Raw genomic sequence first — 16,647 nt, 5'->3', positions numbered from 1 at the left:
CCTTTATTTCCCCATAGGGAAAGCGGTGTGATCACTCACACCGCTTTATTTCGCATATTCCACAGCACGCGTTTCTCTTATGACTGTTACTTTAATATGACCTGGATAATCAAGCTCTCCCTCAATTCGTTTCCGAATATCACGTGCCAGTCGGTGCGCTTGCAAATCATCCACCTGTTCAGGCTTAACGATAATCCGCACTTCGCGTCCAGCTTGGATAGCAAAAGATTTCTCTACGCCCTCATAAGATTCGGCAATTTCCTCGAGTTTCTCCAGGCGGCGAATATAGTTTTCCAGCGTTTCACTGCGGGCACCCGGTCTGGCAGCGGACAGTGCATCGGCTGCAGCCACGAGTACAGCAATAATAGAAGTTGGCTCAGTGTCTCCGTGGTGAGAAGCAATACTATTAATAACAACTGGATGCTCTTTATATTTTGTCGCGAGTTCCACACCAATTTCTACATGGCTTCCTTCCACTTCATGATCGACAGCTTTACCGATGTCATGAAGCAAGCCGGCACGGCGGGCAAGTGTTTCATCTTCCCCAAGCTCTGCTGCCAACAAGCCAGTAAGGAAAGCAACTTCCATGGAATGCTTCAGCACATTCTGGCCGTAGCTTGTACGATATTTCAATCGACCAAGAATTTTAATCAAATCCGGATGTAATCCATGAACACCTACTTCGAAAGTTGTCTGCTCACCGACCTCCCGGATATGCTCATCTACTTCTCTGCGCGCTTTATCTACCATTTCTTCGATACGCGCTGGATGGATACGTCCATCCTGTACGAGTTTTTCAAGAGCAATCTTGGCAGTTTCCCGACGAATTGGGTCAAATCCAGAGAGAATTACTGCTTCCGGTGTATCATCAATAATCAAATCAATACCTGTCAGCGTTTCCAGTGTACGGATGTTTCGTCCTTCCCGTCCAATGATACGACCTTTCATTTCATCATTTGGCAAAGTAACAACTGATACAGTTGTTTCTGCCACATGATCGGCCGCACAGCGCTGAATGGCAAGAGAAAGGATTGACTTCGCTTTCTTGTCTGCTTCTTCTTTCGCTCGGTTTTCTTGCTCTTTTGTCATTACAGCAATATCGTGCGCAAGCTCTTGCTCCGTTCGATCCAAGATAATCGAGCGGGCTTCGTCCCGAGTAAGACTGGCGATTCGTTCTAGTTCCGCCTGCTGCTTTTTGATCATCTCTTCCACTTTGCTGTCCATCTCTTCAATATGTTGTTGTCTCTCAGCAAGAATCTCCTCTTTTTTCTCGAGCTGTAATTCGCGTTTATCCAGCGATTCATCTTTTCGGTCGAGGTTCTCTTCCTTCTGTAACAAACGATTCTCTTGTTTTTGCAATTCGTTTCTTCGTTCACGAAGTTCTAACTCCGTGTCTGTACGAAGCTTGTGAATTTCATCCTTTGCTTCAAGCAGGGCTTCTTTCTTTAGCGATTCTGCCTCACGCTTTGCGTCGTCAATAATTTGCTCTGCAGCACTTTTAGCTCCTGCAATCTTTGATTCTGCAATGGACTTTCGAACAAAATAGCCAACAACTACACCGACGATTAGGCCAAGCAAAATGAAGATGATTGTAATGGGTTCCATCCTTTCACCTCCTCTTGCTATGAACTTTTGCCATGCTTTTAACATGTCGGCTGATACATTGTGTTATCATTTCAATATACAGCTTCTCATTTCCATTTTTAAGAGAAAAAAATGTAAAATATACATCTCAATTTTATAGTTGTGAAAATTTCTTGTCAAGAGTTTCATCACGGTAACAGTCTTCTTCGAGACTAATAAAAAACAAGAGGAGCGATGTCTCCTGACACCGCTCCTGTTTATTATTCGTCAAGCAAACTGAATTCTTCTGTCTCTTCTGCTTCCTCTACTTCTACAAAGTCAGCATCAAGACCATAATGCTGGCGGATCTTCATCATAATCTCCTGACGAACAGCCGGATTTTCCTTTAAGAACTGCTTTGCATTCTCACGCCCTTGACCAAGGCGTTCCTCATTATATGAATACCAGGCACCGCTCTTTTGAACAATATCTACCTCTGATCCCATATCGATGATTTCACCTTCTCTGGAGATTCCTTCTCCATACATGATATCGACTTCTGCTACACGGAACGGAGGAGCCACTTTATTTTTCACTACTTTAATCTTTGTTTTGTTTCCTACAATTTCATTTCCTTGTTTCAGTGCTTCAGCACGGCGAACTTCCAGGCGGACGGAGCTATAAAACTTGAGCGCACGGCCTCCAGGCGTTGTTTCCGGGTTACCGAACATAATCCCGACTTTCTCACGAATTTGGTTAATGAAGATTGCAATTGTTTTAGATTTATTAATAGCACCAGACAGCTTGCGAAGCGCCTGTGACATTAAACGTGCCTGCAGGCCGACATGGGAGTCGCCCATTTCTCCTTCAATTTCAGCCTTTGGAACAAGGGCTGCGACCGAGTCGACAATCAGGATATCGACAGCACCGCTTCGTACGAGAGCTTCGGCAATTTCAAGTGCTTGCTCGCCTGTATCCGGCTGAGAAAGCAACAACTCATCAATGTTGACTCCTAATTTCTGAGCGTATACAGGATCAAGCGCATGCTCCGCATCAATGAAAGCAGCTTGACCGCCGGCAGCTTGTACTTCAGCAATAGCGTGAAGAGCCACGGTTGTTTTACCAGAGCTTTCCGGCCCATAGATCTCAACGACCCGACCGCGTGGATAACCGCCTACACCAAGGGCTGCGTCAAGAGCAAGCGAGCCGCTTGGACTAGTGGAAATTTTCCGGTCTGTTTGTTCTCCTAATTTCATGATAGACCCTTTACCAAATTGTTTTTCAATTTGCTTTAAGGCCATATCCAATGCTGCTTGACGATCGTTCACTAAAATTCCTCCTTAAAATTAACAATCTATTAAGTAAATGCACAGTGACATGTTGTTTCATAATCTATACTAACTATACCTTTTTATTGAGACAATTTCAAGTAAAAAGCGAACATTTATTCGGTTTTTTTATTTTTCCTCCTGAGAAGAAGAATGGATAAGAAACTAGAAAAGTAGAAGAAGAAATAGCGGAAAAAAGAAGAAAAAAAAGTAACTCCTGCTTTTTTATTTTATCATAAAAAAGCAGGAGAGGATAATTTTAAGCCTGTCATATTCTTTATTTAATAAGGAAAAGCGTTAAGCTTCTACAGCTACGCCAGTCGCTTTTTTAATCGCCTGATTCAAGTCAGCAATCAGGTCCTCTGTTGACTCCAGTCCGATCGATAAACGGATCATCTCTTCTTTCGTACCTGATTTTGCTAAGTCTTCACTGCTTAATTGCTGATGTGTGGTAGAAGCCGGGTGAATAATGAGTGACTTGCCATCCCCCACATTGGCAACATGTGACCACAGTTTAATGTTATCAATCACTTTTTTACCTGCTTCGCGGCCGCCTTTAATGCCAAATACAACAATAGAACCAAACGTATTAGCCAAGTATTTCTTCGCTAATTCATGAGATGGATGATCCTCCAAGCTTGGATGAGATACCCAATCTACTGCCGGATGATTTTTCAAATAATCGACGATAGCAAGCGTGTTTTCATGATGGCGCTGAATACGTAAATGCAACGTTTCCAGCCCTTGAAGCAACAAGAAGGCGCTATGGGCACTCAAGGAAGGGCCAAAATCCCGTAACAACTGTACGCGTAATTTGATAGCAAAGGCTGGGCCTTCCAGGTCCGCAAATCTTAAACCATTATAAGATTCATCCGGCTCCGTAAAGCCAGGAAACTTCTCACTGTTCCAATTGAATGTTCCTCCATCTACTACTATACCACCGATGACTGTTCCATGGCCGCTGATCCATTTCGTAGCGGAATGAACGACAATGTCGGCCCCTCGAACAAGCGGATTAGCCCCGTAAGGAGAAGCAAACGTATTATCTACAATGAGCGGAATACCATTTTCATGAGCAATATCTGCCACCTTTTCCACATCAAGCACATTCAAGGAAGGATTTCCGATAATTTCTCCAAACAGAGCTTTTGTTTTTGGAGTGATCGCTTTGCGGAAATTTTCCGGATCAGTAGAATCAACAAACTTTACATTAATCCCGTATTTAGGAAGCGTATTGGCAAAAAGGTTATAGGTGCCTCCGTATAAATTAGCTGCCGCTATAATTTCATCGCCCGCGTGAGCCAGATTAAGAATTGAAAAGGAAATGGCAGCCATTCCTGATGAGAGCGCCACTGCTGCTGCTCCCTTTTCCAATGCAGCCACACGCTTTTCAAACACATCTACTGTCGGGTTGGTAATACGCGTATAAATATTTCCTGGCTTTTGCAAAGCAAATAGGGCGTTAGCATGATCTGTATCTTCAAATACATAAGAAGTCGTTTCATAAATCGGAACGGCACGGGCGCCAGTAACCGGATCCGGCACTTGTCCTCCATGAAGTAAAATTGTTTCTTTGTTCCACTGTTCGTTTGTCATCATTAATCCCTCCCAATTATTAAATAAAGCGCTAGTAACCTGAAGAATAACTAAAAAGCCCTCTTCTGTTGTAAGAAGAGGGCTTTATTATAGGATCCTCCTCTTATCTCTCAGGCACATACGCCTGCAGGAATTAGCACCGTTTCAGACAATTTGTCTGAAGGTTGCCGGGCTTCATCGGGCCTAATCCCTCCACCGCTCTCAATAAGAGTACTTCTATTTAATTGCGTAACTCATAATCTCTTGGTTTTTATTATATAGCATAGCGATCAGAATAGTCAATAATATTCCGAATGTTTTCACTTATCTCCAGCAAGCTCAGCCAACAAATAATGACACCCATACTTAACTGAGCGCTTTCTAATTCCTTCACGGCTGCCTACTAATTGGAGTTTGAATACTTTTGTTTCCCTGTGCTTTGAAGCAAGACCAATCCATACAGTACCAGGCGAGTGTCCTTCCGATTTATCCGGTCCCGCCACTCCGGTAAAGCTAATACCGAAGTCAGCATTCAAAAGACTGCGGACATTTTCCGCTAATTCAATAGCACACTGTTCACTAATGGCACCATAACTTTCAAGCGTTTCTGGCTTCACTTGCACGAGTTTTTCCTTTGCTTCATTGGAGTAGCAAACAATCCCGCCATTAAAGAAAATGCTCGCTCCGGGAATAGCTGTCATTTCACTTTGAAACAATCCCCCTGTTAAGCTTTCAGCTGCTGCTAACGTATGAGATGTTTCCTTTAAGCGCTCCGCTAGCTCACGGGCAATGGACGTATCATTATAGCCGTAAAAGTATTCCCCGACCCGGCGAAGAATTTCCTCCTCTGCTTCTTGTATCATCTGTAAAGCGGTTTCTTCCGATTCGTGTTTAGCAGTGATTCGCAGTGTTACCTCTCCATCACCAGCAAGCGGGGCAATCGTCGGATTTTGCTGTGCGAGTAACAAATCCTCTACTTCTGTTTCTAAAGCAGATTCTCCAATACCAAAAAACCTTAATACGCGTGACTCTATTTTTTCAACTTTTTCAAGCACATCTAATAGCGCCGGCTTTCCATAGCGGACAAACATCGGCTGCATTTCCCGGGGTGGCCCCGGCAAAAGCATATAGAAGTGATTCTTTCCTTTTACCATCATCCCTGGCGCCATGCCATGATCATTCGCTAAAACGAGACAGCCCTCCATGACCAGGGCCTGTTTTTTATTGTTTGGTGTCATCGGGCGCTTCGTTTTTACAAAGTAGTTTTCAATACTTTTTAAGGCCTCTTCGTTATAAACAAGCGGACGACCAATATGAGCGGCAATTGCTTCCTTTGTTAAATCATCCTTCGTAGGACCAAGCCCACCTGTAAAGATAAGCAAGTCCGCTCTTTTTTCCGCTTCCTTTATTGCATCGAGCACACGGCTACTATTGTCCCCAACAACCGTATGATAGTACACATTCACCCCAATTTCCGCTAATTGCTGAGAGAGAAACTGGGCGTTTGTATTTGTAATTTGCCCTAACAGCAACTCGGAACCAACTGCAATAATTTCTGCATTCATTTTTGTCATCCCTTCTCTTATTCAGGCCCTGTTAAAGATGAATATTGTTTTTTCGATAGTTGATTGTAGCAGAAGAAAGTGTCTTTAGCGGAGAAAGTGAGTCCTGGTAAGATGGCGCACAGACCGCCAGCGGAAAGCGTCCGCCTGCAGTATAAATCAACAAGCAAGCAGTGGAACAGGGGCCTTTATTAAAAATAAGGCTGCTCCATAAGCAGCCTTATTTTATATAGTATCGTGGTAAATTTTAAAACACAACGGGCTTACTTTGGAGCAACCTTTTCTTTTACTTTGAATGTTTAAACACGCCACGGTTAAGATAGAAGTAATCCCAGCCGGACCAAACGGTAAAGAATGCCGCTATCCAAAGGGCGATATCTGCAAATGGGATTCCTAATCCTTCAAATGGCGCATTATGAAGCAATAAAGCCGCAATGGCAATAATCTGCGCCCACGTCTTAATTTTCCCAAGCATATTAGCCGCAACCACTTCGCCTTCTCCAGCTAAGATTAACCGTAAGCCCGTTACCGCAAACTCCCTGCTGATAATAAGAATGACAATCCAGGAAGCAGCTAAATTAAAATCAACAAGCACGATTAAGGCTGCTGATACAAGTAACTTATCAGCGAGTGGATCTAAAAATTTCCCCAAGTTTGTGACCTGGTTTAATTTTCTCGCATAATAGCCATCAACCCAGTCAGTCGTTGAGGCTAAAATAAATAGCATGGCTCCCCAAAAGTGGGCAGCCGGCATGGTGGTACCAAATACTGTAAGGTCCCCCAATTAAACTCAACTAACATGATCACCAAAAAGAGCGGGATCATTAAAATCCTTGAAACAGTAATTTTATTCGGTAAATTCACAGTCGACCCTCCAACTATTCTATCGACAGACAACTTACAAAGAAGCTATCCAAAAAACTGCCAAATTATTGTCCGGCAGGTTTCGCCTGAATAATAATGTCTTGTCTTACCTGTTTGGCAGCCGGAAGCTGATACGCCAGCGTTTCGCCGTTTACTTTAATTTCCGTATCCGGTGCAAAGCCAACGACAATTTTCGCTTCTGTCTGTCCTGTTAAATTAAATGTTTGCGACTGTCCTTTTGCCAACATATTATTATAATAGCTTTTTCCGCTTCCATCAGTTACTCCTATCCATGTCTCCCCTTTAGATAGAATAGTTACCTCGAATTTCTCTGCATTTTGAAGAACGTATGTGGCTTTCCTGCCGCTCGCCCCTGCTGCAGTTAAGGTTTGTGCAGGCTTAGCAGGCTCTTCGACTTTCTCTTCTTTTTAGGCTCTTTGTTCGTTTCTTTTTTGGCTCTTTGGCTTCTTTCTTATCATCCGTCTGGTCTTTCGGCTGTTCAACAACGGTTTCTTCCTTCACCGCTTTGTCATTAGAATCACTCTTAGGGATAAGAAACCAAACTAGAAAAAGTGCTCCGACAACAAAAGCCGTCACTAAAATCCTCGGTAAATACTCAAGAAGCTTGGACGGTTCAGCTGGCGCCGTCGTCCGTACTTTCTCTACTTTTGTCGCTCTTTGAGGAATTTCATCTTCATAGGAAGAAGGAATTTCATTTTTATATTCTTCAAACAATTGCTCATGGTCAAGCCCAACCGCTTCAGCATATTGCTTGATAAACGCCCGTACATAAAATTTGCCGGGCATCAGCTCATAATTCCCCTCTTCTATGCCCTTTAAATATCTTTTCTGAATCTTTGTCATTTCCTGCACATCTGCTAAGGATAGCCCTTTCGCCTCCCGTGCTTCTCTTAAGCGGTTTCCTAATTCTGTCACCCATAACACCTTCCATAATTAAAAGTTAAAACCACCAAAGTCCATATCCTGGAATAAGTTGTTCTTCTCCACCGGCTCGTATGTAATTTCTTCATCAGGATGATTGCGAAGTTCAATAATATAATCAAAGTCCTCTAAACTGTACTCGCTATTTTGTACAAAAATATCTGGATGTTCCACTACTTTAACGGCAGGCAGTCTCATAATTTCCCGAACGAGCTGCCAATGTCTTTCATTGGCTCTCTTTATCGATACAACCCCATCCATAATAAAAAGGTGATTTGGATTGTATTCGTCCCGAATTAACTGATCACGAACAGTTTGCTTAATCATTGTCGACGAAACGAATAACCATCTCTTATTGGCACAAACACTTGCCGCTACAATGGATTCTGTTTTTCCAACCCTTGGCATGCCACGAATGCCAATTAATTTGTGCCCTTCCATTTTATACAATTCTGCCATAAAATCAACGAGAAGTCCAAGTTCATCCCGAACGAAACGGAATGTTTTTTTGTCGTCCGCATCTCTTTGGATATAGCGGCCATGCCGGACAGCCATTCGGTCTCTTAGTTTAGGTTCCCTTAATTTAATAATTTGAATCGTGTCCATCGTCATTAAAATGGATTCAAGCCTTCTGATTTGGTCTTCGCTTTCTGCCAACATTAAAAGCCCGCGGCTCGCCTCATCCACGCCATTAATTGTTACAATATTAATGGAAAGCATACCGAGTAGCGAAGCAACATCTCCTAACAGCCCTGGACGGTTTTTAACAATTTTATATTCTAAATACCATTCTTTTTTGGACATAGATAACGCTCCTAGCGGCTTCATCAAAAAGCCCATTAATGATAATGTCTAGGTACTATCATATATGATTTATCTCTGTAATGAAAGAAAAAAGAGAGGGAAAAGCTCCCTCTCTTAGCGACTACCATTATTTTGAACTAATTTTACCATCATGCTTGCAATTGCTCTTTGTTCTTCTTCTGAAGCAACGGACCACAAATCAGATAATACTCTTTCCTGCTCGTTTTTCGGGTCGACTTTGTTGGCAAGATAATCACCAACTTGATAAGCCATATTATTGATTACATCATTGTTCATTCCTGAGTTTGTAGCTTGATTTAATTTGTCTCCCAAGAAGTTTTTCCATTCGTGCCAATTTTCGAGTACTGACATGTCGTTGTCCCTCCTTTATTGAGTTGCAACATTAGTTTGTTCCCCGAGAGAAAAATTATGCATATGAATCATGTGTACCAGCCGCCATTTACAGCAAGCACTTGACCTGTTATGTAAGAAGCTGCAGGTGAACAGACGAAGTAAACCGCTTCAGCTACTTCGGCTGCAGCACCAAGACGCCCCATCGGAATATCAGCTGCTATTTCTGCTTTTTCTTCCATTGTAAATTTTTCCATCATAGGTGTATTAACCGCTCCCGGAGCAATCGCGTTCACACGAATATTGGAAGGAGCTAACTCTTTTGCTAATGCCTTCACAAATGCAATTTGGGCGCCTTTTACCGTCGAATAAGCTACCTCACAAGCGGCCCCTGTCTGTCCCCACACCGAAGAAACTAAAACAACTGAGGGCGAAATTGCTTTGCGAAGCTTTGGAATTAACTTTTGCACAATGATCATAGGACTTTTGACGTGAAGCTGCCAAAGCTTATCCATTTCCTCTTCTTCAATCTCTTGAAATAAGCTGTAGTGAGCCGTTCCTCCTGCAAATACGGCAGCCTCCAGGGCAAATAACTGGCTCGACAGAAAGTGAGCACCTGCAGCAGAAGTTAAATCTGCCTGGATCGGGATCACCTCTGCTCCCATGTTTTCCAGCTCTTTTTGTAACGACTTTATTTTTTCTTTTCCTTTATAGTATTGCAAATACAAGTTCCATCCTTCTTTTGCTAGCTTCCTGGAAATTTCTTCTCCTATTCCTCCGCTCGCTCCTGTAACAAGCGCATACTTCTTCACTGTGTACTCCCCCATTCTCTCTACACAAGGAAGCAGCTGGACTCCCTTTCCCCATGATGTCATGAAAAAAGAGAATCCAGCTGCCCTGCTACCTATTTATGCCTGTTTAGGCAAAATATAAAAAGCGGTCAGGCGGTTTTCTGCCACCATTCGTTCGGCAGTGTTCTTTACATCTTCCAGCGTAATTGCTTCCAAGAGTGGCACTACTTCAAATAAATCCATTTCATTGAAGGCATAACGAATAAATTGATTAGCAATATATTCTGGTGAATTAACCGATCGTAAAAAAGAACCGATCTTTTTTCGAATAGACCGCTGTACGGCCTCTTCTGTTAGATGCTTTCCTTCTTTCGCTTCAAGCAAAATAGTACGAATGCGTTCTCCCAGCTCCTCCGGCTTGGTTGTATCTCCACCGACCATCGCAAAACCAAAGCCCTTCTCCTGGGTAAAGTCGTAATAAAATGTTTCATCAATTAGCCCTTCTCGATAAAGCTGGTAATAGAGCGGGGAACTTTTTCCAAAAAGTATATCAAGCAATATATTCATCGTCAGTTCCCGCTTTTGTAATTCTTTTCCCTGCAATTCAGTATCGATTGCTTTGATACCAACTTGACACTTCGGTAATTGAACATTCATTTTAAGAACTCGTTTTTTCTCGTTAACCTCTTCTGGCTCCTGCTCTATCAAACGTTTGATTTCCTCTTGCTTTTGATACTCTTTTTTTGCTTGATTTTCGCGAACGAACCCAATGGTTTTCTCGGGATCAACCGAGCCAACTATGAACAAAAGCATGTTGCTCGGGTGATAAAACGTGCGATAACACTCGTATAAGTGATCTTTTGTAATTTCTGCGATGGATTCTACCGTACCAGCAATATCAATCTTTACTGGATGGTTGTGGTACATATTCTCAATAAGGCCAAAATAAGCCTGCCAGTCTGGATTATCATCATACATACGTATTTCCTGACCAATAATGCCCTTTTCCTTTTCCACTGTCTGTTCAGTGAAATACGGATCTTGGACAAAGTTTATAAGTGTCTCTAGATTGTCCATTACTTTGTCTGTGCTGGAAAACAGGTAGGCTGTTCTCGTAAAAGAAGTAAAAGCGTTCGCTGAAGCGCCTTGACGGCTAAAATATTGAAACACGTCGCCATCTGCTTTCTCAAACATTTTATGCTCCAAAAAGTGAGCAATCCCATCTGGTACCCGGACATACTCGCTCCCTCCCTGTGGGATAAACTGATTGTCAATGGACCCATACTTTGTCGTAAAGGTAGCGTATGTCTTATTAAAGCCTTTTTTCGGAAGTACATACACATCTAATCCATTATCCATTTTCTCAAAATACAATTCTTCCTGCAGCTGATCAAACAGAATTTTCTCCATTATTCTTCCTCCGTTCCCGACAGAAAGTACACCGTATCTATTTCCACTTTATTGGCAACCGCTACAACTTCCTCTATTGTCATTCGCTCTGCTGCCTCCAGCCAATTATCAATCGTGACTGCCGTTTTGCCTATAACATTATGATAGAGCATTTCAATAGTACCTCTCGCTGTATCAAGCGTCTCAAGTATCTGGTTGCGGATGACGGCTTTTGTTTGCTCCAGCTCTCTTTCAGAAACTTCTCCCTTTTTCATCGCTTGAAGCTGCTCAGCAATGATCTTTACAGCTTTGCTGTAATTTTTGCTGTCAATTCCTGAAAGAACCATCAAGAAGCCTTTATGGCTTTCCAAGCGGCTCGCTGCGTAGTAGGCTAGGCTTTCTTTTTCCCTCACATTCATAAACAATTTGGAGTGAGAAAACCCACCAAAAATCCCGTTAAACATCTGCAAAGCAAAGTAGTCATCGTCACCAAAAGTAATATGAGTGCGATAGCCAATATGAAGTTTTCCTTGATTGATTTCCTGCTTTTCTACAACTTCTTTGGGCTCAGAAGGTGAGGCTGTTTGTTTCGCTGATTGGGGAGATCGGGGATTTCTGTTGTTGAACTGAAATAAGCGGCCAGCTATTTTTTCCACTTGATCAGCTTCCACATCTCCAACGATATACATATCCATTTCATCTTCCGAAAATGCTTGTTCATAATACTTATATAAATCGGTTTCATTTATTTCATCTACTGCTTCATACAGGCCGTTTGCCTGAAGAGCATAAGGATCTCCTTTGTACATCTCTTCGAGGAGACGAGCGCTTGCAAAACGCATTTTATCATCATAGATGGACTGAATTCTTTGTTTTAGATTACGCTTTTCATCTTGTACCGTATCTTTATCTAGCGCTCCATTGCTCACTTTCGGTCTCTGCAAGATTTCATGCATAAATTGCAACGCTTTTTCGAGCAGCGGCTCTCCTGCTTTTAGAAACTTCTCATTCGCTACTTCCAATGAAAAGCTCATCACATGAAAGTCTCCTTTTTTTGCTACATCTACATAAAAGCCAGCACCATATAAATCGTCAAGATATGAACGCAGATGTGTGGATGTTGGGTACTTTTCCGAATTGCTTTGAAGAACATAAGGAAGCAAAGCCCTCTTCGTTACAGTTTCTTTTTCAAGCGGAGCTTTCATCCTAAAGACAATCGTATTTGTCTTATATTTATCAGTCTTTACGATGTGTAATGTGTACCCTTCTTTTTTTATAATATTTTCATTGACTAATGTCACTAAAATACCCTCCTTTTCCAGCAGCTATGTCTATATTTTTATCCGTTTATCCTATAATTCATGCCCATATTTATGAAAAACTTAATTTCACTATACATGAGAGGCGCCTAATTGAAAATTGAAACGTACCATCCGAGTAAAATTCTTCAAAATCTGGCTAATGTAGATTCAGTTTTTACACAAACGATTGTGCGGCTGACAAGAAATATCTATCCGACTCTTTTACCTTATAGTTCACAAGGCTTCCTATTTTACATCTGTAAAATAAACGTCAGTATTCTTCCTTCCTGTGTTTAAAGAAAAATCCCCTCTCTATCAAGAAACACTTCTTGATAGAGAGGGATTTGCTTATTGATACATTGTGGTACTTTCGCTTTTCTTTTGTTCAGCTGCAGGCGCTAGCGCGTACGCTGATTTCGCTCTCTCTATCGAAGTCTGAAAATCGACTTCTTGTCGGGAGCTCCAATCCGCTAGCGCGCTAATCAAGCGCCTTCCGCTTTTCTTGTTTGTTACCTGCTGCCTTTGATGTATGGGGTTCCGGACGCTTTTGGTGCATCGGCCCGACCAATAAATCCAGCAAGGGCTAGAATTGTCAGCACGTAAGGGGCGATTAATAAGTAGACTGCCGGAATATCCTCTAAAAATGGAATACTTGATCCGACGATACTTAAGCTTTGAGCGAACCCAAAGAAGATCGCTGCCCCCATCGCTCCGAGCGGATGCCATTTTCCAAAAATCATTGCTGCCAGAGCCATGAAGCCTTGGCCTGTAATTGTCGCATGGCTAAAGTCGAGTGAAATAGACTGGGCATACACGCCTCCGCCCAAACCACCGAGCAAACCAGAAATGAAAACAGCAATGTAGCGCATTTTCGTTACATTTACACCCATTGTATCTGCTGCCATCGGATGCTCTCCTACCGCTCGCAAACGCAAACCAAATGGAGTTTTAAATAGCACATACCAAGAAACGAAAGCCAGGGCAATCGCTACAATAGCCGGGTAAGAGATATTTGAAAAGATTAACCGACCAATCACCGGAATATCACTTAAAACTGGGATATCCACTTTTTTAAAGTTGAATTTAATAATATCTGTCTGACCTTTATCGTAAAGCATTTTCACTAAAAACAATGATACACCGAGAGCTAGAAAGTTAATTGCCACTCCACTGACAACTTGATCGGCACGGAAAGTGATCGAAGCTAGCGCATGAAGAAGCGATAGCAATCCGCCGACGATCATCGCTGCAATCAGAGCCACCCACGGGGTAGCCGCTCCAAAGGTTGAAGCGAATGTTAGATTAAATACAATAGCTGTAAACGCCCCAATAATCATCAGCCCTTCAAGACCGATGTTAACGACACCGGAACGCTCGGAGAAAACACCGCCTAATGCAGTGAAAATAAGCGGGGCGGCTGCGAAAAGAGACGATGAAATAATAATGGATAAAATCGTTAATGTATCCACTTATTTCTCCTCCTTTTTGAATCGGCTGAGAAGCCATTTTATCATATAGCTGGAAGCAACAAAGAAAATAATTAAAGCAATAACGATTTCAACAAGCTCGTTCGGCACACCTGATTCAATTGGCATATTTAATGCTCCAACTTTTAAAGCACCGAATAGTAAAGAAGCGAGCACAACACCAATAGCTGCATTTCCACCAAGAAGTGCTACAGCGATTCCATCGAAGCCTATGCCGGAAAATCCAGAGTGCAAGAAGGCATTTCCAAACGTCCCTAGCCCTTCCATCGCTCCTCCAAGACCAGCAAACGCACCTGAAATGACCATTGAAAGAACAATATTGCGACTGACATTCATACCGGCATACTGGGAAGCATGCTGACTAAAACCAACTGAACGAAGCTCGTATCCGAGCGTTGTTTTTTCAAGAACAAACCACATAATAATAGCGGCAATAATTCCAAGATAAATTCCGTTATGAAGGGAAGAAAAATCTGTGATCGATTCGAAGAACGGAGATTTTAAACTAGCTGTTTCTTTCACTGCTTCCGTTGCATCAGACTGATCACTAATAACATTTCTTATTAAATGATTTGTCACGTGCAAAGCAATATAATTCATCATAATTGTCACAATAACTTCATGGACATGGAGACGAGCTTTTAACAACCCTGGAATCAGTCCCCAAAGTGCACCGGCCGCTGCCGCTGCCAAAAGAGAGAGCGGTAAGTGAATGGCTTTCGGCAAATCGAAAGCTACCCCAACCCAAACTGAAGCCAACCAGCCAACTAACAGCTGGCCTTCCACACCAATATTGAACAGGCCTGTCCGAAATGCAAATGCCACAGCTAGACCGGCAAATATATATGGAGTCATTTGCCGAAGCGTTTCACCGAGATAGAAGGTATCCCCAAATGCGCCATTCCAAAGTGCAACATAACCGCTGATCGGATTGTAGCCGCTGATTAACATAATAATGGCTCCTGTAATTAATCCTAACAATACAGATACAACAGGGACTGCCATATTAGAAAACCGTTTAGACATTCATCTCACCTGCTTCCTTTCGTTTGGAGCCAGCCATCAACAATCCAAGCTCTTGCTCGGTTGTTTCTTTTGGATTAACAATAGCCACAATCTCTCCTTCATAAATAACAGCGATCCTGTCGCTAATGTTAAGGATTTCATCTAATTCAAAGGAGATTAGCAATACCGCTTTTCCTTTGTCCCGTTGCTCGATGAGTCGCTTATGAATAAATTCAATCGCACCAACATCCAGTCCACGGGTTGGTTGAGCGGCAATAAGAAGATCGGGATCACGGTCTACTTCCCGGCCAATAATCGCTTTTTGCTGGTTTCCGCCTGACAATGCGCGGGCCGGTGTATATTCCGATGGCGTCCGCACATCATATTCCTTGATCAATCGGCCGGCCTTTTTATAGATCTCTTTATAATTTAAAACGCCTGCTTTAGAATAAGGTTGCTGATAATACGTTTGTAAAACCATGTTCTCCCCTATCGGAAAATCAAGTACAAGTCCATGTTTATGGCGATCTTGAGGAATATGCGCTACCCCTTGCTCTGTTATTTTCCGCGGCTTGAGATTCGTAATTTCCCGACCGCTGACAAGAATTGAACCGCTTTCGGCTTTTTGAAGCCCGGTAATGGCCTCGATCAGCTCGCTCTGTCCATTGCCGTCTACCCCGCAAATACCGACAATCTCTCCAGCATGGACAGTTAAATTTAATCCTCTTACTGCCGGAATGCCTCTTGTATCCTTGACGAATAAACTTTTGATTTCCAACACACTGTCTTTCGGTTGCGCTTCCTGTTTATCCGTTTTGAATGTAACTTCCCTTCCGACCATTAAGCTGGCTAGATGGTTAGGGTCCGTTTCCGATACATTCACTGTACCGATCCCTTTTCCTTTACGGATAACCGTTACACGATCACACACTTCCATGATTTCTTTCAATTTATGTGTAATCAGAATAATAGACTTGCCCTCTTTAATAAGGGTTTTCATGATTTGGATGAGCTCTTTAATTTCCTGCGGGGTTAATACAGCCGTCGGTTCATCAAAAATTAGTATTTCTGCACCCCTGTAAAGAGTTTTTAAAATTTCGACACGTTGCTGCATTCCAACGGAAATGTCTGACACTTTCGCTGTCGGATCTACAGCCAGTCCATATTGTTCAGAAATTTCTCTAACTTTTTGCTCCGCTTGCTTGATGTCAATTTTCCCACCTGACTTAGGCTCTTTTCCGAGAATAATATTTTCGGTGACTGTAAATGTATCAACGAGCATAAAGTGCTGATGGACCATGCCGATACCCAGTTCATTTGCCACGTTGGGATTGGAAATGTGAACTGTTTCGCCATGAACTTTGATTTCACCTTTTTCAGGCTGATATAGCCCAAATAAAACATTCATCAACGTGGACTTGCCTGCACCATTCTCCCCAAGCAACGCATGAATTTCTCCCTTGCGCAATTGAAGCGTTATATCATCATTGGCAACAAATCCATTGAACTCTTTGCGAATGCCGAGCATTTCAATAACATATTCCACCTGACTCACTCCTCATCTAAGGTCTTTTCTTGCCGCACAGGCTATCGTGTAGATAAACGAATTAATGATTGCAAGTAGGATGTCTGACCTTCTATCACTAGGATTTTTGCAGAACACAGAGCTTCCCGGCATTTTGCAG

General features: G+C 42.5%; 14 protein-coding genes, 1 pseudogene and 1 riboswitch. All 15 genes and pseudogenes read right to left on the bottom strand.

What is annotated here, in order from left to right; translation table 11 throughout:
* Nucleotides 1-45: 45 nt before the first annotated feature.
* The 15 genes and pseudogenes from rny to CJ483_RS21090 all read right to left on the bottom strand — a co-directional run bounded on the left by rny (nucleotide 46) and on the right by CJ483_RS21090 (nucleotide 16,508).
* Entirely contained in the window at nucleotides 46-1,605 is a 1,560-nt protein-coding gene (gene rny / locus CJ483_RS21160) for a ribonuclease Y (protein WP_120037374.1), read from the bottom strand.
* Nucleotides 1,606-1,844: 239 nt separating this feature from the next.
* Nucleotides 1,845-2,891, bottom strand: coding sequence for a recombinase RecA (recA, locus tag CJ483_RS21155; RefSeq protein ID WP_120037372.1), 1,047 nt, complete (start codon nucleotides 2,889-2,891; stop codon nucleotides 1,845-1,847).
* 297 nt (nucleotides 2,892-3,188) lie between these two features.
* On the bottom strand, nucleotides 3,189-4,487 hold the full coding sequence (locus CJ483_RS21150; protein ID WP_120037370.1) for an O-acetylhomoserine aminocarboxypropyltransferase/cysteine synthase family protein: 1,299 nt from the start codon (nucleotides 4,485-4,487) through the stop codon (nucleotides 3,189-3,191).
* Between the two features lie 100 nt (nucleotides 4,488-4,587).
* A riboswitch (SAM riboswitch) is annotated at nucleotides 4,588-4,698 on the bottom strand.
* A gap of 88 nt (nucleotides 4,699-4,786) precedes the next feature.
* Entirely contained in the window at nucleotides 4,787-6,031 is a 1,245-nt protein-coding gene (locus CJ483_RS21145; RefSeq protein ID WP_120037368.1) for a competence/damage-inducible protein A, read from the bottom strand.
* Between the two features lie 283 nt (nucleotides 6,032-6,314).
* A pseudogene (gene pgsA, locus CJ483_RS21140) lies at nucleotides 6,315-6,892 on the bottom strand (CDP-diacylglycerol--glycerol-3-phosphate 3-phosphatidyltransferase).
* A gap of 65 nt (nucleotides 6,893-6,957) precedes the next feature.
* Entirely contained in the window at nucleotides 6,958-7,140 is a 183-nt protein-coding gene (locus CJ483_RS21135; protein ID WP_342754459.1) for a RodZ domain-containing protein, read from the bottom strand.
* Nucleotides 7,141-7,291: 151 nt separating this feature from the next.
* Nucleotides 7,292-7,828: a helix-turn-helix domain-containing protein gene (locus CJ483_RS21130; RefSeq protein ID WP_182917121.1), complete on the bottom strand. Its 537-nt coding sequence runs from the start codon at nucleotides 7,826-7,828 to the stop codon at nucleotides 7,292-7,294.
* Nucleotides 7,829-7,846: 18 nt separating this feature from the next.
* On the bottom strand, nucleotides 7,847-8,638 hold the full coding sequence (locus CJ483_RS21125) for a YmfK family protein (RefSeq protein ID WP_120037362.1): 792 nt from the start codon (nucleotides 8,636-8,638) through the stop codon (nucleotides 7,847-7,849).
* 114 nt (nucleotides 8,639-8,752) lie between these two features.
* A complete protein-coding gene (locus CJ483_RS21120) occupies nucleotides 8,753-9,010 on the bottom strand; it encodes a DUF3243 domain-containing protein (RefSeq protein WP_120037359.1) in 258 nt (85 codons plus the stop codon).
* 68 nt (nucleotides 9,011-9,078) lie between these two features.
* Nucleotides 9,079-9,801 carry an elongation factor P 5-aminopentanone reductase gene (gene ymfI / locus CJ483_RS21115; protein ID WP_120037356.1) on the bottom strand — a complete coding sequence of 241 codons (723 nt, stop codon included), beginning with the start codon at nucleotides 9,799-9,801 and terminating at the stop codon, nucleotides 9,079-9,081.
* A gap of 96 nt (nucleotides 9,802-9,897) precedes the next feature.
* A complete protein-coding gene (gene yfmH / locus CJ483_RS21110; protein WP_120037354.1) occupies nucleotides 9,898-11,190 on the bottom strand; it encodes an EF-P 5-aminopentanol modification-associated protein YfmH in 1,293 nt (430 codons plus the stop codon).
* Nucleotides 11,190-12,470, bottom strand: coding sequence for an EF-P 5-aminopentanol modification-associated protein YfmF (yfmF, locus tag CJ483_RS21105; protein ID WP_120037352.1), 1,281 nt, complete (start codon nucleotides 12,468-12,470; stop codon nucleotides 11,190-11,192). Before yfmF ends, yfmH begins: the two co-directional genes overlap by 1 nt.
* Nucleotides 12,471-12,979: 509 nt before the next feature.
* Nucleotides 12,980-13,939: an ABC transporter permease gene (locus tag CJ483_RS21100; protein ID WP_120037349.1), complete on the bottom strand. Its 960-nt coding sequence runs from the start codon at nucleotides 13,937-13,939 to the stop codon at nucleotides 12,980-12,982.
* Nucleotides 13,940-14,983, bottom strand: coding sequence for an ABC transporter permease (locus CJ483_RS21095; protein ID WP_120037348.1), 1,044 nt, complete (start codon nucleotides 14,981-14,983; stop codon nucleotides 13,940-13,942).
* Nucleotides 14,976-16,508, bottom strand: coding sequence for an ABC transporter ATP-binding protein (locus CJ483_RS21090; protein WP_120037346.1), 1,533 nt, complete (start codon nucleotides 16,506-16,508; stop codon nucleotides 14,976-14,978). The genes CJ483_RS21095 and CJ483_RS21090 overlap by 8 nt, the downstream gene beginning before the upstream one ends.
* Nucleotides 16,509-16,647: the final 139 nt, after the last annotated feature.

It is taken from the genome of Bacillus sp. PK3_68, from assembly GCF_003600835.1.
GTDB lineage: Bacteria > Bacillota > Bacilli > Bacillales > Domibacillaceae > Pseudobacillus.
This window is presented reverse-complemented; position numbering and strand designations above follow the sequence as displayed.

Excerpts from the sequence above, each read along its gene's own strand:
- rny (WP_120037374.1), bottom strand. The coding sequence starts at position 1,605 with ATGGAACCCATTACAATCATCTTCATTTTGCTTGGCCTAATCGTCGGT.
- CJ483_RS21150 (WP_120037370.1), bottom strand. The coding sequence starts at position 4,487 with ATGACAAACGAACAGTGGAACAAAGAAACAATTTTACTTCATGGAGGA.
- CJ483_RS21145 (WP_120037368.1), bottom strand. The coding sequence starts at position 6,031 with ATGAATGCAGAAATTATTGCAGTTGGTTCCGAGTTGCTGTTAGGGCAA.
- CJ483_RS21135 (WP_342754459.1), bottom strand. The coding sequence starts at position 7,140 with ATGTTGGCAAAAGGACAGTCGCAAACATTTAATTTAACAGGACAGACA.
- CJ483_RS21125 (WP_120037362.1), bottom strand. The coding sequence starts at position 8,638 with ATGTCCAAAAAAGAATGGTATTTAGAATATAAAATTGTTAAAAACCGT.
- CJ483_RS21120 (WP_120037359.1), bottom strand. The coding sequence starts at position 9,010 with ATGTCAGTACTCGAAAATTGGCACGAATGGAAAAACTTCTTGGGAGAC.
- yfmH (WP_120037354.1), bottom strand. The coding sequence starts at position 11,190 with ATGGAGAAAATTCTGTTTGATCAGCTGCAGGAAGAATTGTATTTTGAG.
- CJ483_RS21095 (WP_120037348.1), bottom strand. The coding sequence starts at position 14,983 with ATGTCTAAACGGTTTTCTAATATGGCAGTCCCTGTTGTATCTGTATTG.